We start from the raw sequence: 16795 nt of genomic DNA on the forward strand, positions 1-16795 counted from the left end.
TAAGATCAGGCAACCTGATTCAAATCGTTATTACGCGTTTCCTTCAGGCACAGCACAGCGATCAAGCTGAGCACCGCAGCCGCAGACACATACCCGCCGACGTAACTCAAACCACCCATCGCCACCAGTTTCTGCGCAAAGAACGGCGCCGCCGAGGCTCCGACAATGCCACCGAGGTTGTAGGCCGCCGATGCACCGGTATACCGAACGTGTGTCGGAAACAGTTCCGGCAGCAGCGCGCCCATCGGGGCGAATGTCACGCCCATCAGAAACAGTTCGATGCACAGGAACAGCGCCACGCCCCAGGTCGATCCCTGAGTCAGCAGCGGCTCCATCAGAAACCCGGAGAGAATCGCCAGCACACCGCCGACGATCAGCACCGGCTTGCGCCCGTAACGGTCACTGGCCCAGGCTGACAACGGTGTCGCGGCTGCCATGAACAGTACTGCGAAGCACAGCAGTCCGAGGAATGTCTCGCGGCTATATCCCAATGTGGATACGCCGTAGCTCAGGGAGAACACGGTCGAGATGTAAAACAGCGCATAGCACACCACCATGGCGGCGGCGCCCAGCAACGTCGGTGCCCAGTACTGACTGAACAGCTCGACCAGCGGCACTTTCACTCGCTCCTGACGGGCGATGGCATTGGCGAACACCGGGGTTTCGTGGAGCTTGAGGCGCACGTACAAGCCGACCATCACCAGCGCCGCACTGAGCAGAAACGGAATCCGCCAGCCCCAGCTGCGGAATTGTTCATCATTGAGCGTCATGGCCAGCGTCAGGAACAGACCATTGGCGGCCAGAAAACCAATCGAAGGGCCGAGCTGCGGGAACATGCCGAACCACGCCCGTTTGCCTTTCGGGGCGTTTTCGGTGGCCAGCAGCGCTGCGCCGCCCCATTCGCCACCCAATCCCAGGCCCTGGCCGAAACGCAGCACGCACAGCAGGATCGGCGCCCAGGCCCCGATGCTGTCGTAACCCGGCAGCACACCGATCAGCGTGGTGCAGACACCCATCAGCAGCAGCGAAGCGACCAACGTCGATTTGCGCCCGATCCGGTCACCGAAGTGGCCGAACAGCGCCGAACCCAAAGGTCGGGCGAGGAAGGCGATGCCGAAGGTCAGGAATGCCGAGAGCATCTGCGCCGTGCCGGAGGTCTGCGGGAAGAACACCGGCCCGATCACCAGCGCGGCAGCAGTGGCGTAGACGTAGAAATCGTAGAACTCGATGGCCGTGCCGATGAAGCTCGCCGTGGCCACGCGGGTGGCGGAGTTGGTCGGTTGGGCAGGCGTGGTGTCGCTGTAAGCGGTACTGGTCGTCATGCGGTGATCCCTGACAGTCATGAGCTCCGTTGGAGCGAATTATTATGGTCGAACACCCAGGGATGTGGGATGAGGCGCGATCGCTGCTTCAGGTAGGAACAGTCGTCGGTGTGATGCGGATATTGCCGATGAACCGGCCGGAATTTGTCGGGTGCGGGGTAAGCACGCGGTTCGGCGGGGCTTGGGTAAGCACCGCGATTATAGGAAGGTGGCTAACGATTGAACAAGGGGCTGTCTAGCGGGCCGTGGCCAGCGCCGGGGCGGAAGTGGTGTGCCAGATCAGGACTTTGCTCACCCGGTTCTCCTCGGTTTCGAGAATCTCCAGGCGATAGCGGCCGATCTTCAGGCAGACCGCGCTTTCCGGGATGGTTTCCAGCGCCTCGGTCACCAGGCCATTGAGGGTCCGGGGGCCGTCGCTGGGCAGGTGCCAGCCCAGGCATTTGTTCAGCTCGCGGATCGACGCCGCGCCATCGATCACCATGCGGCCATCGGCTTGCGGGTGGATGTGGGGGTTGTCGAGGCTGTGCTCGCTTTCGAATTCGCCGACGATTTCTTCGAGAATGTCTTCCAGGGTGACGATGCCGAGCACTTCGCCGTACTCGTCCACCACCATGCCCAGACGCCGCTGCTGCTTGTGGAAGTTCAGCAGTTGCAGTTGCAGCGGGGTGCTTTCAGGGACGAAATACGGCTCGTAACTGGCCGCCAGCAAGGCTTCGCGCGTCAGACTGCCATTGTCCAGCAGGTGACGGATCTGCCGGGTGTTGAGCACCGCCTCGACCTGATTGATATCGCTGTGGAAGACCGGCAGGCGAGTGCGCCGGTTCTTGCGTAATTGTTCGATGATTTCTTCGATCGGATCGTCGAGGTTGATGCCGTCGACATCGCTGCGCGGCACCAGAATGTCATTGACCGTGATGTTGTCCAGCGCATGGATGCCTGAAACCGGGTGCGGACGCACCGGATGATCCGGATCGTCATGACGCTCCGCCGGTACATCGTCTTCGCTCTGTTGCACCACCTGGGTCTTGCGGATGAACGGACGCATCAGCAAACCACTGATGCGGCTGAGCAGCCAGGCAAGCGGGTAAACGACCTTCAGCGGGACCGCCAGCAGCGTATTGCCGAACGACAACACCGCATCCGGATAACGCTGGGCGAGGGCGCGAGGGAAATAGTCGGCAAAAACCAGCAGCAGGGCGCCGGCGCCGAGACAAGCCGCCCAGGGGCCGTTTTCTTCACAGAGAAAGATTGCCAGCAGGGTGGCCAGAATGACGGCGAGGGCGCGGCACAGGGTATTGCAGAGGATCAGACTGTCGAGCGGGAAGCTGAGCTTCGCCAGCGGCTTGTCGCTGGCGCGGGAGGCGGTGCGTTGCGCGAGCAGGTGCTGTTGCGCCGCTTCGACGGCGGTAAACAGCCCCGACCAGAGAATCAGCAGGACAAATACCGCGAGCATCGGCCCTATGGGCAAACCGTCCATTTATGCCGCCCGTCAGATGTGCAGGATGTATTCACGAACCAGTTTGCTGCCGAAATACGCGAGCATCAGCAGGCAGAAACCGGCGAGGGTCCAGCGGATTGCCTTGTGGCCGCGCCAGCCGAGGCGGTTACGGCCCCACAGCAGGACGCTGAACACGATCCAGGCCAGGCAGGCCAGCAGGGTTTTATGCACCAGGTGCTGGGCAAACAGGTTCTCGACGAACAGCCAGCCGGAAATCAGCGACAGCGACAGCAAAGTCCAGCCGGCCCAGAGGAAACCGAACAACAGGCTTTCCATGGTTTGCAGGGGCGGGAAGTTCTTGATCAGCCCGGACGGGTGCTTGTGCTTGAGCTGATGATCCTGCACCAACAGCAACAAGGCCTGGAACACCGCGATGGTGAACATGCCGTAGGCGAGGATCGACAGCAGGATGTGCGCGAGGATGCCCGGTTCTTCATCGATGACCTGCACCGTGCCGGTCGGCGCAAATTGCGCCAGCAGCACCGTGATCGCACCCAGCGGGAACAGCAGCACCAGCAGGTTTTCCACCGGGATCCGCGAGCAGGCCAGCAGGGTCAGGGCGATGACAGCCGCAGCAATCAGGCTCGAGGCGCTGAAGAAGTCCAGGCCCAGGCCGATCGGCGTCAATAAATGGGTGAGCAGGCTGGCGCTGTGGGCCAGCACGGCGAGGACGCCGAGCGAGACCAGCAGGCGCTTGTTGGCCTTGGCGCCAGTGGCCAGGCGGGTGCCCTGATAGAGAGTCGCAGCGGCATAGAGAAGGGCGGCGGCGAGGGTGGTCAGCAAACTCGGTGACAAGGGGAGCATAAATCCTGTTAGGCAAGCCCGAAAGGGGCTGAGTTTGGCATAGAACCGCCATTGCACGAAAGACCGACAAGCTGACAGCAAGGTGTCCGCCAGACGCAGTCTTCGCTATAATCCGCGACCTGCCCACGCCGCAGGCTCGCCGAGCACATGTTGATTCCGGTCTGGGCCGCCATTATCCCGGTCTACACAGGGCCTGAAAGGATCGCGCAATGTTTGAAAACTTAACCGACCGTCTCTCGCAGACGCTGCGCCATGTCACCGGCAAGGCGAAGCTGACCGAGGACAATATCAAAGACACCCTGCGCGAAGTGCGCATGGCGTTGCTCGAAGCCGACGTCGCCCTGCCGGTGGTCAAGGACTTCGTCAATTCGGTCAAGGAACGCGCTGTCGGCACCGAGGTGTCGCGCAGCCTGACGCCGGGCCAGGCGTTCGTGAAGATCGTCCAGGCCGAACTCGAAAGCCTGATGGGCGCGGCCAACGAAGACTTGAACCTGAGCGCCGTGCCGCCTGCCGTCATTCTGATGGCCGGTCTGCAGGGCGCGGGTAAAACCACCACCGCCGGCAAGCTGGCGCGCTTCCTTAAAGAGCGCAAGAAGAAGTCGGTCATGGTCGTGTCGGCGGACATCTACCGTCCCGCTGCTATTAAACAGCTGGAAACCCTGGCCAACGACATCGGCGTGACGTTCTTCCCGTCCGACCTGAGCCAGAAGCCGGTCGACATCGCCAACGCGGCTATTAAAGAAGCAAAACTGAAATTCATCGACGTGGTCATCGTCGACACCGCCGGTCGTCTGCACATCGACGAAGAGATGATGGGCGAGATCAAGGCGCTGCACGCCGCGATCAATCCGGTCGAAACCCTGTTCGTGGTCGACGCCATGACCGGTCAGGACGCGGCCAACACGGCCAAGGCCTTCGGTGATGCGCTGCCGCTGACCGGTGTGATCCTGACCAAGGTCGACGGTGATGCACGTGGCGGTGCCGCGCTGTCCGTTCGCGCGATCACCGGCAAGCCGATCAAGTTCATCGGTATGGGCGAGAAGAGCGAAGCGCTCGATCCGTTCCACCCGGAGCGTATCGCTTCGCGGATCCTCGGCATGGGCGACGTGCTCAGCCTGATCGAACAGGCTGAAGCGACCCTCGACAAGGACAAGGCCGACAAACTGGCCAAGAAGCTGAAGAAGGGCAAGGGCTTCGACCTCGAAGACTTCCGCGATCAGTTGCAACAGATGAAGAACATGGGCGGCCTCGGCGGGCTCATGGACAAACTGCCGAACATCGGCGGCGTCAATCTCTCGCAAATGGGCAACGCCCAGAACGCCGCTGAGAAGCAGTTCAAGCAGATGGAAGCCATCATCAACTCCATGACCCCGGCCGAGCGCCGCGACCCTGAGCTGATCAGCGGTTCGCGCAAGCGCCGGATCGCCATGGGTTCCGGCACCCAGGTGCAGGACATCGGTCGCTTGATCAAGCAGCACAAGCAGATGCAGAAGATGATGAAGAAATTCTCCGCCAAGGGCGGAATGGCGAAAATGATGCGCGGCATGGGCGGTATGTTGCCCGGCGGCGGCATGCCGAAAATGTAAGGTGTCCCGTCTCACCCATTCTGCTCACTTATGGCGGCGTCTGATGCCCTCATGCTGCGTTGCCGCTCCTCGCCATAGCGGGCTATGACTCGTCGCGGCGCCTTGCTTGAGGGCATCAGCCACTCGCCACAAGTGAGCGAAATGGATGAGGCGGGACACTAGAATCCGCGCCGGTCGTCGTACTGGCGCAGACCCTGCAAGGACGCAGGATCAACAGCAAACCCGCACTCGGCGGGAGCTGACCGGCCGTTTTAACGACGGCCCCATATGCAAATCTGCACGGCATGCCATAGGCGCCGGAAAAAGTCATTTGCAAAAGTCCGGATATTCCTTAGAATATGCGGCCTTTCGGGCACCCATGCCCGCTGTGCATTTAGATTTGCAGCACCGACTACAGGAACGATGTTCACATGCTAACAATCCGTCTTGCCCTTGGCGGCTCCAAAAAGCGCCCGTTTTACCACCTGACCGTAACCGACTCCCGCAACCCGCGTGACGGTTCCCACAAAGAACAGGTTGGTTTCTTCAACCCTGTTGCCCGTGGTCAGGAAGTTCGTCTGTCCGTGAACCAAGAGCGCGTTGCCTACTGGCTGAGCGTTGGTGCACAGCCTTCTGAGCGTGTTGCTCAGTTGCTGAAGGAATCTGCCAAGGCTGCAGCCTGAGCAGTATGAGCGCGACGCCAGAAAAAGCTGATGACCTGATCGTTGTCGGCAAGATTTTTTCGGTTCACGGCGTTCGCGGCGAGGTGAAGGTCTTTTCCTTTACCGATCCGATTGAAAACCTGTTGAACTACCGCAACTGGACGCTTCGGCGCGAAGGCGTGGTAAAGCAGGTCGAGCTGGTCAGCGGCCGATCCACTCAAAAGGATCTGGTTGCCAAGCTCAAAGGCCTCGACGATCGCGATGAAGCACGTCTTCTGAGCGGTTACGAGATTTGCATCTCGCGAAGCCTTTTGCCCAACCTGACTGGCGACGAGTACTACTGGTACCAGTTGCAGGGTCTGAGTGTCATCAACCAGAACGAAGAATTCTTCGGCAAGGTTGATCACCTGTTGGAGACCGGCGCGAACGATGTATTGGTGGTCAAGCCCTGCGTCGGCAGCCTGGATGATCGCGAGCGGTTGTTGCCCTATACGGAGCAATGCGTGCTGGCAATCGACCTGGAAGCAGGCGTGATGAGGGTGGAATGGGACGCGGACTTCTAAGCAATGGCCAGCCTGCGCGTAGACGTCATTACGCTGTTCCCCGAGATGTTCTCGGCCATCAGTGAGTACGGCATTACCAGTCGTGCGGTCAAACAGGGGCTCTTGCAGCTGACCTGTTGGAACCCGCGGGATTACACGACGGATCGGCATCACACTGTGGACGATCGCCCGTTTGGCGGTGGTCCGGGCATGGTGATGAAGATCAAGCCCCTGGAAGATGCTCTGGTTCAGGCCAAGGCAGCAGCCGGGGAGGCGGCGAAGGTGATTTACCTGTCCCCCCAAGGCCGTCAACTGACTCAGTCGGCGGTACGCGAACTGGCGAAATCGGATGCATTGATCCTGATTGCCGGTCGCTATGAAGGCATTGACGAGCGTTTTATTGATGCTCATGTCGATGAAGAGTGGTCGATTGGTGACTATGTGTTGTCTGGCGGCGAGCTGCCGGCCATGGTCATGATCGATGCGGTTACACGACTGCTGCCCGGAGCTTTAGGGCATGCGGATTCCGCTGAGGAAGATTCCTTTACGGATGGTCTGCTGGATTGCCCGCACTACACCCGACCTGAGGTGTATGCGGATCAGCGTGTTCCCGACGTGTTGCTGAGTGGCAATCACGCGCATATCCGGCGTTGGCGTTTACAGCAGTCCCTTGGTAGGACCTATGAACGACGCGCCGATCTTCTGGAAAGCCGCTCGCTTTCTGGAGAAGAGAAGAAGCTGCTCGAGGAATACATCCGCGAGCGGGACGATAGTTAACAACGTATCGATGGTAGATCAGACGATTTACCTTAGGAGCACAGCATGACCAACAAAATCATCCTTGCACTCGAAGCAGAGCAGATGACCAAAGAAATCCCTACCTTTGCCCCGGGCGACACCATCGTCGTTCAGGTGAAAGTGAAGGAAGGCGATCGTTCCCGTCTGCAAGCGTTCGAAGGCGTTGTAATCGCCAAGCGTAACCGCGGCGTGAACAGTGCGTTCACCGTTCGTAAAATCTCCAACGGTGTTGGCGTAGAACGTACTTTCCAGACCTACTCCCCGCAGATCGACAGCATGGCTGTCAAACGTCGCGGTGACGTACGTAAAGCCAAGCTGTACTACCTGCGCGACCTGTCGGGTAAAGCAGCTCGCATCAAGGAAAAACTGGCTTAAGTCCAGCTTCCGATGCAGAAAAAAGCAGCCTACGGGCTGCTTTTTTGTTGCCCGCAATTTATCCACAGCATTCCGTTTCAGGCCTGACCCATGACCCCTCGCGAGCAAGAAATCGAACGCCGCACCGAACTCTCGGTGACCCGCGTGACCAAGGCGGTTTTCCCGCCGACCACCAACCACCACAACACCCTGTTCGGCGGCACGGCGCTGGCCTGGATGGACGAAGTGTCGTTCATCACCGCCACGCGCTTCTGCCGTTTGCCGCTGGTGACCGTGTCGACCGATCGCATCGACTTCAATCACGCGATCCCGGCGGGCTCCATCGTCGAGCTGGTCGGGCGGGTGATCAAGGTCGGCAACACCAGTCTCAAGGTCGAGGTGGAAGTGTTCGTCGAAAACATGAGCTGCGACGGTCGTGAGAAAGCCATTCACGGGCAGTTCAGCTTTGTTGCCATCGATGATGACAAGCGTCCGGTGCCAGTGCTGCCGGGTTTCGCGACCTGATTTAGCACCGAGCCGCGGCATTCGCGGGCAAGCCCGCTCCCACAGATTTTGTGTTCGACACGGACACTGTGGGAGCGGGCTTGCCCGCGATTAGATCTGTCAGGCGCTGCCATTCTCCGGCTGAATCAGCGCCACCAGCGTCCACCCCGGCCCCGGCTTTAGCACGGTTTCCGGCGACACCACATGCACCCAGCCGCTGTCATCGCGCATGAACAGCAGCGTTGCGCGGTTGCCATGCAACGCACGGTAATCGTCCCAGCCAAACCCGTCCGTCAGCGTCGTGCTGTACAGGTCGGCGCCCTGACCCAATTGGCTGGCGAGTCTGGCGTAAGTCAGCGCCTCGCTCCCCAGTTGATTGCCGCGATGTTCGAGGCTGGCGCGGTGCTTGTCGCTGCGCCGGCTTTCCTGACCGCTGGCCAGCCCGAACAACCGCTGATGGCCAAAGTCATGACGAAAGCGCATGGCTGCCAGCGTATTGAGTTCGCCCGACGGTGACAGCGCCAGCAAATGCCCCAGTCCGACCAGGTCCAGATGCGCATCGGCGTGCTGCGATGCCGGATTGCCGAAGTAGGTCGGCAAGCCATCCATGCGCGCCGCGCGGATGTTTTCCCAACTTGAATCTGTCAGCAGCACCCGGCTGCCCAGCTGTTGCAGCGACTTGCCGAGCAGGCGCGCAGGCCCGTTCGCCCCGACGATCAGGAAACCACTGGGCGCCGGCTCCGCTACTTTCAACAGACGCGCCAGTGGCCGGGCAGTCGCGCTTTGCAGCACGACGGTGCCGATGATCACGGCGAAGGTCAGCGGCACCAGCAACAGCGCACCTTCATGGCCCGCTTCATCCAGGCGAATCGCAAAGATCGCCGAGACTGCCGCCGCGACGATCCCGCGCGGGGCAATCCAGCACAGCAATGCACGCTCACGCCAACTCAGACTCGAACCGGCGGTACTCAACACCACGTTCAGCGGTCGCGCAATCAACTGGATCACCAGCAACAGAATCAGTACCAGTGGTCCGAGACCGATCAACGCGTTCAGATCCAGTCGCGCCGCCAGCAGAATGAACAGCCCGGAAATCAGCAGTACGCTGAGATTTTCCTTGAAGTGCAGGATGTGCCGCACGTCCACGCCCTTCATGTTCGCCAGCCACATGCCCATCAGCGTCACCGCCAGCAGACCGGATTCGTGCATGACCTGGTTGGCGGCGATGAAAATTCCCAGCACCGCGGCGAGCGATGCCAGATTGTGCAAATACTCCGGCAGCCATTGGCGCCGGATGATCGTGCCGAGCAGCCAGCCACCGGCGACACCGAACGCACTGCCGCAGACAATCACCCCGCCAAACGTCAGCAGGCTCTGTTCCAGGCCATGGCCTTCCGCGCGGGCAATGATGAAGCTGTAGACCACCACCGCGAGCAGCGCGCCGATCGGGTCGATTACAATCCCTTCCCAGCGCAGGATGTTGGCGATCGAAGCCTTCGGCCGCACCACGCGCAGCATCGGCACGATCACGGTCGGCCCGGTGACCAGGGTCAGACTGCCGAAGAGGATGGCGAGCAACCAGTCGAAGCCCAGCAGCCAGTGGGTCGCGACCGCAATCACGATCCAGGTCGAGAGCGCGCCAAGGGTCACCAGCCGATGCACGACGCTGCCGATCTCGCGCCACTCCGACAGGTGCAGGGTCAGGCTGCCCTCAAACAGAATCAGCGCCACCGCCAGCGACACCAGCGGCATCAGCAGCGGGCCGAACATTTCCTGCGGGTCGAGCCAGCCCAGCACGGGGCCCGCCAGAATGCCGGTCAGCAGCAGAAACAGAATCGCCGGCAGCTTCAGGCGCCAGGCGAGCCATTGGCAGCCCAGCGCGGCGGCACCGATACCACCGAAAGCCAACAGAATTTGCTGCTCGTTCATTGAAGCTCCCTGTTCCTTGAAATAGCGGGCTATGAAAGACTAGCGGCCATTTCAACCGTTCACTCTTTATTTGCGCGCAGTGCCAAGCCTGCGTGTCTTGAGCGCCCATGCCTGCCATCGACCACCCACTGATCGACCAGTTTCTCGACGCCCTCTGGCTGGAAAAAGGTCTCTCCGACAACACCCGCGACGCCTATCGCAGTGATCTCGCGCTGTTCAACGGCTGGTTGCAGGAGAAAAACCTCGAACTGATCAATGCCGGTCGCGAACTGATCCTCGATCACCTGGCCTGGCGTCTGGAACAGAACTACAAACCCCGTTCCACTGCGCGATTTCTCTCCGGTGTGCGTGGCTTTTATCGCTACCTGCTGCGGGAAAAACTGATTTCGGTCGACCCAACCTTGCGCGTGGATATGCCGCAGCTCGGTCGGCCATTGCCAAAATCCCTGTCGGAAGCCGACGTTGAAGCGCTGCTCAAGGCGCCAGACCTCAGCGAAGCCATCGGCCAGCGCGACCGCGCCATGCTCGAAGTGCTTTATGCCTGCGGGCTGCGGGTGACCGAGCTGATCAGCCTGACCCTGGAGCAGGTCAACCTGCGTCAGGGCGTGTTGCGGGTCATGGGCAAGGGTAGCAAGGAGCGCCTTGTACCGATGGGCGAGGAAGCGATTGTCTGGGTCGAGCGCTATCTGCGCGATGGCCGCGGCGAGTTGCTGGGCGGGCGCCCCAGTGATGTGCTGTTCCCCAGCCAGCGCGGCGAACAGATGACTCGGCAGACCTTCTGGCACCGCATCAAGCATCAGGCCAAGGTCGCCGGCATTGGTAAATCGCTGTCGCCGCACACCTTGCGTCACGCGTTTGCCACACACTTGCTCAACCATGGCGCCGACTTGCGGGTGGTGCAGATGCTGTTGGGCCACAGCGACCTGTCGACCACGCAGATCTACACTCACGTCGCCCGGGCGCGTTTGCAGGATCTGCATGCCAAACATCACCCGCGCGGCTGAGCGCCATTTGTCTTGCGACAGGCGCATTCGGCCACGGGAGCCTTATGTGGTAGGCTTTGCCGGTTTGCACGATGGGCGGTTATGACCCGGTGTTCCGGCACGGGCGTTCTGATCGTTCCATTTGCCCGCCTTCAGGAGTTCTCATGCGTCTGACCCAGATTTTCGCCGCCGCAGCCATTGCGTTGGTCAGCACCTTTGCCGTCGCCGATGACGCGGCCGACAAAGCGATTCGCCAAAGCCTGGAAAACCTCCAGCTCGATGTGCCGGTGGACACCATCACCGCCAGCCCGCTGCCGGGCCTGTATGAAGTCAAGCTCAAGGGCAGCCGCGTGCTCTACGCCAGCGCCGACGGCCAGTACATCGTTCAGGGCTACATGTTCCAGCTCAAGGACGGCAAACCGGTCAACCTGACCGAGAAGACCGAGCGCCTGGGCATTTCCAAACTGATCAATGCGATCCCGGTGGCCGAGACCGTGGTTTACCCGGCCGTGGGCGAAACCAAATCGCACATCACCGTGTTCACCGACACCACGTGCCCGTACTGCCACAAGCTGCACGCCGAAGTGCCCGAGCTGAACAAGCGCGGCATCGAAGTGCGTTACGTGGCGTTCCCGCGTCAGGGCCTGGGCTCGCCGGGTGACGAGCAACTGCAAGCCGTGTGGTGCTCGAAAGACAAGAAAGCCGCCATGGACAAAATGGTCGATGGCAAGGAAATCAAGGCCGCCAAGTGCGAGAACCCGGTTTCCAAGCAGTTCGCCCTCGGTCAGTCGATCGGCGTGAACGGCACACCGGCCATCGTTTTGGCCGACGGACAAGTCATTCCGGGCTACCAGCCTGCGCCACAAGTCGCCAAACTGGCGCTGGGCGCGAAGTAATTCGCATCGTCATGCTCAGGCGTTGACGAGCGTGGTCCGGCGGCAGGATTGCCGGGCCATCAACAGAGAGCCGCGAACCTGCGGTTGTTTTCACGGCCGGCCTCGTGTCGGCCGTTTTATGGGGAGTTCACAGTGAAACCGGTCAAAGTAGGCATCTGTGGGTTAGGGACCGTCGGTGGCGGAACCTTCAACGTACTTCAGCGCAACGCCGAGGAAATTGCTCGTCGTGCCGGGCGTGGAATCGAAGTGGCACAAATTGCCATGCGCACGCCAAAGCCTCAGTTCCAGACGACCGGTATTGCGATTACCAACGATGTCTTCGAAGTGGCCACGAACCCTGAGATCGACATCGTCATAGAGCTGATGGGCGGCTACACCGTTGCCCGCGAGCTGGTACTCAAGGCCATCGAGAATGGCAAGCATGTGGTCACCGCGAACAAGGCTCTGATTGCCGTTCACGGTAATGAAATTTTCGCCAAGGCACGCGAGAAAGGCGTGATCGTGGCATTCGAAGCGGCGGTAGCCGGCGGCATTCCGGTGATCAAGGCGATCCGTGAAGGCCTGTCCGCCAACCGTATCAACTGGGTCGCCGGGATCATCAACGGCACCGGTAACTTCATCCTCACCGAAATGCGCGAGAAGGGTCGCACCTTCGAAGACGTGCTGGCCGAGGCTCAAGCGCTGGGCTACGCCGAAGCCGATCCGACGTTCGACGTCGAAGGTATCGACGCCGCGCACAAGCTGACGATCCTGGCTTCGATCGCATTCGGTATACCGCTGCAGTTCGACAAGGCTTACACCGAGGGCATCACCAAGCTGACCACCGCCGACGTGAACTACGCTGAAGCGCTGGGCTACCGCATCAAGCACCTGGGCGTTGCACGCAGCACCGCCGCCGGTATCGAGCTGCGCGTACACCCGACGCTGATCCCGGCTGATCGTCTGATCGCCAACGTCAACGGCGTGATGAACGCGGTGATGGTCAATGGTGACGCTGCCGGTTCGACCCTGTTCTACGGAGCCGGCGCCGGCATGGAGCCAACTGCTTCGTCGGTGATCGCGGATCTGGTGGACGTGGTTCGCGCCATGACCTCCGACCCGGAGAACCGCGTGCCGCACCTGGCCTTCCAGCCGGACTCGCTGTCGGCCCATCCGATCCTGCCGATCGAAGCCTGCGAAAGCGCCTACTACCTGCGCATCCAGGCCAAGGACCACCCGGGCGTACTCGCTCAGGTGGCGAGCATCCTCTCGGAGCGCGGTATCAACATCGAGTCGATCATGCAGAAGGAAGTCGAGGAACACGACGGCCTGGTGCCGATGATCCTGCTGACCCACCGCGTGCTGGAACAGCACATCAACGATGCGATCGCCGCCCTCGAAGCGCTGGCGGGCGTGGTCGGTCCGGTTGTGCGGATCCGCGTCGAGCACTTGAACTAAGCCGATCTCCTTCACCGGTCCCGCCAGCGGGGCCGGTGTCGTGAACACTGTCCATTGGAGTCAGTCATGCGTTACATCAGTACCCGCGGCCAGGCACCGGCCCTGAATTTCGAAGACGTCCTGCTGGCCGGTCTCGCGACCGACGGCGGTCTGTACGTCCCGGAAAACCTGCCACGTTTCACCCAGGAAGAAATCGCTTCCTGGGCCGGCCTGCCGTATCACGAGCTGGCTTTTCGCGTCATGCGCCCGTTCGTTACCGGCAGCATTCCGGACGCCGATTTCAAAAAGATTCTTGAAGAAACCTACGGTGTGTTCGCCCACAACGCCGTGGCGCCGCTGCGTCAGCTGAACGGCAACGAATGGGTGCTGGAGCTGTTCCACGGCCCGACCCTGGCGTTCAAGGACTTCGCCCTGCAACTGCTCGGTCGCCTGCTCGACTACGTGCTGGAAAAGCGCGGCGAGCGCGTTGTCATCGTCGGCGCCACCTCCGGTGACACCGGTTCGGCCGCCATCGAAGGCTGCAAGCACTGCGAAAACGTCGACATCTTCATCCTGCACCCGCACAACCGTGTGTCCGAAGTGCAGCGTCGGCAGATGACCACCATCCTCGGTGAGAACATCCACAACATCGCCATCGAAGGCAACTTCGATGACTGCCAGGAAATGGTCAAGGCCAGCTTCGCCGACCAGAGCTTCCTCAAGGGCACCCGTCTGGTGGCAGTGAACTCGATCAACTGGGCGCGGATCATGGCCCAGATCGTTTACTACTTCCACGCAGCGCTGCAATTGGGCGGCCCCGCGCGTTCGGTGTCGTTCTCGGTGCCGACCGGCAACTTCGGCGACATCTTCGCCGGTTACCTGGCGCGCAACATGGGCCTGCCGATCAACCAGTTGATCGTCGCCACCAACCGCAACGACATCCTGCACCGCTTCATGAGCGGCAACCAGTACGTCAAGGAAACCCTGCACGCCACGCTGTCGCCGTCGATGGACATCATGGTCTCGTCGAACTTCGAACGCCTGCTGTTCGACCTGCACGGTCGCAACGGCGCGGCGATTGCCGGCCTGATGGATTCGTTCAAGCAGGGCGGCGGCTTCAGCGTCGAACAGGAACGCTGGACCGAGGCACGCAAACTGTTCGACTCGCTGGCTGTGGACGATGCGCAAACCTGCGAAACCATCGCCGAAGTCTACGAGCAGACCGGTGAAGTGCTGGATCCGCACACCGCCATCGGCGTCAAAGCCGCTCGCGAATGCCGCCGCAGCCTGGACATCCCGATGGTGATTCTGGGCACGGCGCATCCAGTCAAGTTCCCGGACGCGGTGGAGAAAGCCGGTGTAGGAAAAGCTCTCGAACTACCTGCACATCTTTCTGATTTGTTTGAGAGAGAAGAGCGCTGCACTGTGCTGGCGAACGAGCTCAAAGCCGTGCAAGCCTTTGTCAGCCAGCATGGCAACCGCGGCAAGCCTCTTTAAGCCCGCAAAGCTGTCACATTTTGAAGCCCGTCTCCTGACGGGCTTTCTTGTTTTTGCATGCCACACTGCGCGCGTTTCGCCCACCAAGGACGGGCGAGTCGATGACGAAGGATGTGGCAATGCGGTTTTTTTCAGGATTGAAACCAGCGCTGTGCTGGTTGTTTTTATTGGGTTGCTTCGGGTTGTCGCAGTGGATCGAAGCAGCCCATCTGACGAAGCATTCCGATGCGCTGGAGGCGGTTCAGCCCATCGAGCTGAATGAGCATGAGCGTCAGTGGATTCGAGATAACCCACGGGTGACCGTCGCCTCGGTGCAATACCCGTTGTATCTGTTTCAGGACGAGCATGGCCAGTGGAGCGGCTTGAACAACGATGTACTCAAGCACATCAGCGCCATGACCGGATTGCAGTTCGTCCATCAGGAGTCGTTTTCCACCGACCACATGCTGGAACGACTCCAGAGTGGCGTGGCCGACATCAGCACGACGTTGGCAATGAACGACGAGCGCAAGGCGTTTCTGGAGTTCAGTCACGCGTTTGGCGGTGCCGGGTGGGTGTTCGTCGGTCATTCGGGCGAGCCGGCAATACGGTCGCTCGAGATGCTGGCCAAGCGAGTCCTGGTGCTGCCGGCCCGACATGCGCTGGAGGACAGCATTCGACGTGACTACCCGTCGATCGAGATCCGCTCGGTCAAGACCTATGCCGAGGCTCGGGCGCTGGTCGAAAGTGGCGAGGCTTACGCCACCATCGAAAACGAGATCGGCGCTCAGCTGTTTCCCTCCGGCCTGCTCAGGGTCGGTGGTCTCGTCGAGGGCAAGTGGGAGGCCGACCATCTGGCGGTACGTAAGGGGCTACCCGAGCTTGTGAGCATCCTCAACAAAGCCTTGGGCGCTTTCTCGGCGGCCGAACTGCGTGCCATGCGCCTGAAGTGGCTGGACGGAGTCTCACCTGCGCCGGCACCGTCGTTCCGCGCTCGGCTGATCGAGTGGGGATGCTGGGGGATGGGTGCACTCGGGGTGTTAGGCCTGCTTTCGCTGCTGTGGAATCGTCGACTCGCTACCGAAATAAAACAGCGCAGGGAGGCTGAAAAGGGCCTGGGTGATCAACTGGCCTTTCAACACGCATTGATCGATGCGATGCCTGACCCTGTGTTCGTTCGCGATCTGCAGGGCCGGTTGATCATGTGCAACCGCAGTTATGAAGATGCGCTGTCGGTCCGGCTGGAGCAGGTGCAGGGCCGGATGCTGTTCGAATTCGATGCACTGCCACAGGCCACGGCATTGATGCTGCATGACGAATTCATGGCGCAACTGGGTACGCGTAAAACACGCTTCAGCAAGCGGCAACTGATGTTCAAGAGCGGGCCCCGTCAGATCTATCAATGGACGGTGCCGTTTTACAGTGTCGATGGAAAACTGCGCGGCCTGCTCGGGGGCTGGACGGACATCACCGAGCGGCGGAAGGAGAGCGGGTGTCGATGTCTGCATTAAAGATGGGAAAAGTCCTATAAAACGCGGCTACTTTTCTGATGGGAGGCTTAGGACGAACACCCTAGAGTGACAAGCCACTGCGGCGTGAATCCGCGATTGTCGTTCCAGAGGTCGTCCCATGCGCTCGCTCAAGATCCTGATTCTCGAACCCAACCCGTTCCAGTTGATGGCGTTGCACCAGATGCTCAACGCCATCGGTATCTACGATGTGCTGACCGCACCGTCGCTGGGTTCGGCAAAGCGTTCACTGGAGCGCCGCGGGGCCGTCGACATCGCCGTGTGCAATCCACAGTTGCAGAGCGGCGACGGGTTGGCGCTGATCCGGCATCTGGCCGACCGGCAAGCAGCGCGGGCACTGATTATGGTGGGGGCTGTGGCGCCCGCCATGCTGGATGATCTGGAAGCCTTGCTGGGCGAGCACCGGATCACCTTGCTGGGCCGCCTTCACACGCCGGTCTCGGCGGTGTTGATGAGGGCGTTGCTGGACACCTACATGACCATCCCCCGGCATTCCGTCGACGCTTGAGCCCCATGG

At 60.8% G+C, this 16795-nt stretch carries 16 protein-coding genes; 12 read left to right on the top strand and 4 right to left on the bottom strand.

All coding sequences use genetic code 11. The features are described 5' to 3' along the window. Nucleotides 1-5 precede the first annotated feature (5 nt). The 3 genes from ABTV87_RS05200 to ABTV87_RS05210 all read right to left on the bottom strand — a co-directional run bounded on the left by ABTV87_RS05200 (nt 6) and on the right by ABTV87_RS05210 (nt 3624). Nucleotides 6-1322: an MFS transporter gene (locus tag ABTV87_RS05200; RefSeq protein ID WP_085609287.1), complete on the bottom strand. Its 1317-nt coding sequence runs from the start codon at nt 1320-1322 to the stop codon at nt 6-8. A gap of 235 nt (nt 1323-1557) precedes the next feature. Continuing rightward, on the bottom strand, nt 1558-2799 hold the full coding sequence (locus tag ABTV87_RS05205) for a transporter associated domain-containing protein (RefSeq protein ID WP_433899087.1): 1242 nt from the start codon (nt 2797-2799) through the stop codon (nt 1558-1560). 12 nt (nt 2800-2811) lie between these two features. After that, the gene (locus ABTV87_RS05210; protein ID WP_007954625.1) at nt 2812-3624 is read right to left on the bottom strand and encodes a cytochrome C assembly family protein; all 813 of its coding nucleotides are present in this window, start codon (nt 3622-3624) and stop codon (nt 2812-2814) included. A 209-nt stretch (nt 3625-3833) separates the two neighbouring features. Between ABTV87_RS05210 and ffh the strand changes: the two genes are divergently transcribed. The 6 genes from ffh to ABTV87_RS05240 all read left to right on the top strand — a co-directional run bounded on the left by ffh (nt 3834) and on the right by ABTV87_RS05240 (nt 8070). Then, the gene (ffh, locus tag ABTV87_RS05215; RefSeq protein WP_007954627.1) at nt 3834-5210 is read left to right on the top strand and encodes a signal recognition particle protein; all 1377 of its coding nucleotides are present in this window, start codon (nt 3834-3836) and stop codon (nt 5208-5210) included. A gap of 410 nt (nt 5211-5620) precedes the next feature. Then, complete coding sequence (gene rpsP, locus ABTV87_RS05220) at nt 5621-5872, top strand: 30S ribosomal protein S16 (protein ID WP_003198088.1); 252 nt, start codon at nt 5621-5623, stop codon at nt 5870-5872. A gap of 5 nt (nt 5873-5877) precedes the next feature. Beyond that, nucleotides 5878-6414 carry a ribosome maturation factor RimM gene (rimM, locus tag ABTV87_RS05225; protein WP_007954628.1) on the top strand — a complete coding sequence of 179 codons (537 nt, stop codon included), beginning with the start codon at nt 5878-5880 and terminating at the stop codon, nt 6412-6414. Nucleotides 6415-6417: 3 nt separating this feature from the next. Then, nucleotides 6418-7170 carry a tRNA (guanosine(37)-N1)-methyltransferase TrmD gene (gene trmD, locus ABTV87_RS05230; protein WP_007954629.1) on the top strand — a complete coding sequence of 251 codons (753 nt, stop codon included), beginning with the start codon at nt 6418-6420 and terminating at the stop codon, nt 7168-7170. 45 nt (nt 7171-7215) lie between these two features. Continuing rightward, on the top strand, nt 7216-7566 hold the full coding sequence (rplS, locus tag ABTV87_RS05235; protein ID WP_003175895.1) for a 50S ribosomal protein L19: 351 nt from the start codon (nt 7216-7218) through the stop codon (nt 7564-7566). A gap of 90 nt (nt 7567-7656) precedes the next feature. Continuing rightward, the gene (locus ABTV87_RS05240) at nt 7657-8070 is read left to right on the top strand and encodes an acyl-CoA thioesterase (protein WP_221532944.1); all 414 of its coding nucleotides are present in this window, start codon (nt 7657-7659) and stop codon (nt 8068-8070) included. A gap of 99 nt (nt 8071-8169) precedes the next feature. Here ABTV87_RS05240 and ABTV87_RS05245 read toward each other — a convergent pair whose 3' ends face one another. Then, complete coding sequence (locus ABTV87_RS05245) at nt 8170-9978, bottom strand: cation:proton antiporter (RefSeq protein WP_433899088.1); 1809 nt, start codon at nt 9976-9978, stop codon at nt 8170-8172. 107 nt (nt 9979-10085) lie between these two features. Between ABTV87_RS05245 and xerD the strand changes: the two genes are divergently transcribed. The 6 genes from xerD (at nt 10086) to ABTV87_RS05275 (ending at nt 16786) form a co-directional block, all read left to right on the top strand. After that, nucleotides 10086-10982, top strand: coding sequence for a site-specific tyrosine recombinase XerD (gene xerD / locus ABTV87_RS05250; protein ID WP_085729749.1), 897 nt, complete (start codon nt 10086-10088; stop codon nt 10980-10982). 143 nt (nt 10983-11125) lie between these two features. Then, complete coding sequence (dsbC, locus tag ABTV87_RS05255) at nt 11126-11857, top strand: bifunctional protein-disulfide isomerase/oxidoreductase DsbC (RefSeq protein WP_007954633.1); 732 nt, start codon at nt 11126-11128, stop codon at nt 11855-11857. Between the two features lie 132 nt (nt 11858-11989). Continuing rightward, nucleotides 11990-13294 carry a homoserine dehydrogenase gene (locus ABTV87_RS05260; RefSeq protein ID WP_018926703.1) on the top strand — a complete coding sequence of 435 codons (1305 nt, stop codon included), beginning with the start codon at nt 11990-11992 and terminating at the stop codon, nt 13292-13294. A 66-nt stretch (nt 13295-13360) separates the two neighbouring features. Beyond that, entirely contained in the window at nt 13361-14770 is a 1410-nt protein-coding gene (gene thrC, locus ABTV87_RS05265) for a threonine synthase (RefSeq protein WP_007954636.1), read from the top strand. A 119-nt stretch (nt 14771-14889) separates the two neighbouring features. Continuing rightward, nucleotides 14890-16260 (top strand): transporter substrate-binding domain-containing protein, encoded by a 1371-nt coding sequence (locus tag ABTV87_RS05270; RefSeq protein WP_085609147.1) that lies wholly within the window; start codon nt 14890-14892, stop codon nt 16258-16260. 118 nt (nt 16261-16378) lie between these two features. Further along, nucleotides 16379-16786 (top strand): response regulator, encoded by a 408-nt coding sequence (locus ABTV87_RS05275; protein ID WP_433899089.1) that lies wholly within the window; start codon nt 16379-16381, stop codon nt 16784-16786. Nucleotides 16787-16795: the final 9 nt, after the last annotated feature.

Origin of the sequence: Pseudomonas sp. PSE1(2024), from assembly GCF_050990555.1 — a bacterium.
GTDB lineage: Bacteria > Pseudomonadota > Gammaproteobacteria > Pseudomonadales > Pseudomonadaceae > Aquipseudomonas > Aquipseudomonas aphyarum.

Coding starts and splice junctions, on each gene's coding strand:
- xerD (WP_085729749.1), top strand. CDS start 10,086: ATGCCTGCCATCGACCACCCACTGATCGACCAGTTTCTCGACGCCCTC.
- ABTV87_RS05205 (WP_433899087.1), bottom strand. CDS start 2,799: ATGGACGGTTTGCCCATAGGGCCGATGCTCGCGGTATTTGTCCTGCTG.
- ffh (WP_007954627.1), top strand. CDS start 3,834: ATGTTTGAAAACTTAACCGACCGTCTCTCGCAGACGCTGCGCCATGTC.
- ABTV87_RS05245 (WP_433899088.1), bottom strand. CDS start 9,978: ATGAACGAGCAGCAAATTCTGTTGGCTTTCGGTGGTATCGGTGCCGCC.
- thrC (WP_007954636.1), top strand. CDS start 13,361: ATGCGTTACATCAGTACCCGCGGCCAGGCACCGGCCCTGAATTTCGAA.
- dsbC (WP_007954633.1), top strand. CDS start 11,126: ATGCGTCTGACCCAGATTTTCGCCGCCGCAGCCATTGCGTTGGTCAGC.
- ABTV87_RS05270 (WP_085609147.1), top strand. CDS start 14,890: ATGCGGTTTTTTTCAGGATTGAAACCAGCGCTGTGCTGGTTGTTTTTA.
- trmD (WP_007954629.1), top strand. CDS start 6,418: ATGGCCAGCCTGCGCGTAGACGTCATTACGCTGTTCCCCGAGATGTTC.
- ABTV87_RS05275 (WP_433899089.1), top strand. CDS start 16,379: ATGCGCTCGCTCAAGATCCTGATTCTCGAACCCAACCCGTTCCAGTTG.
- ABTV87_RS05200 (WP_085609287.1), bottom strand. CDS start 1,322: ATGACGACCAGTACCGCTTACAGCGACACCACGCCTGCCCAACCGACC.
- ABTV87_RS05210 (WP_007954625.1), bottom strand. CDS start 3,624: ATGCTCCCCTTGTCACCGAGTTTGCTGACCACCCTCGCCGCCGCCCTT.
- rimM (WP_007954628.1), top strand. CDS start 5,878: ATGAGCGCGACGCCAGAAAAAGCTGATGACCTGATCGTTGTCGGCAAG.
- rplS (WP_003175895.1), top strand. CDS start 7,216: ATGACCAACAAAATCATCCTTGCACTCGAAGCAGAGCAGATGACCAAA.
- rpsP (WP_003198088.1), top strand. CDS start 5,621: ATGCTAACAATCCGTCTTGCCCTTGGCGGCTCCAAAAAGCGCCCGTTT.
- ABTV87_RS05240 (WP_221532944.1), top strand. CDS start 7,657: ATGACCCCTCGCGAGCAAGAAATCGAACGCCGCACCGAACTCTCGGTG.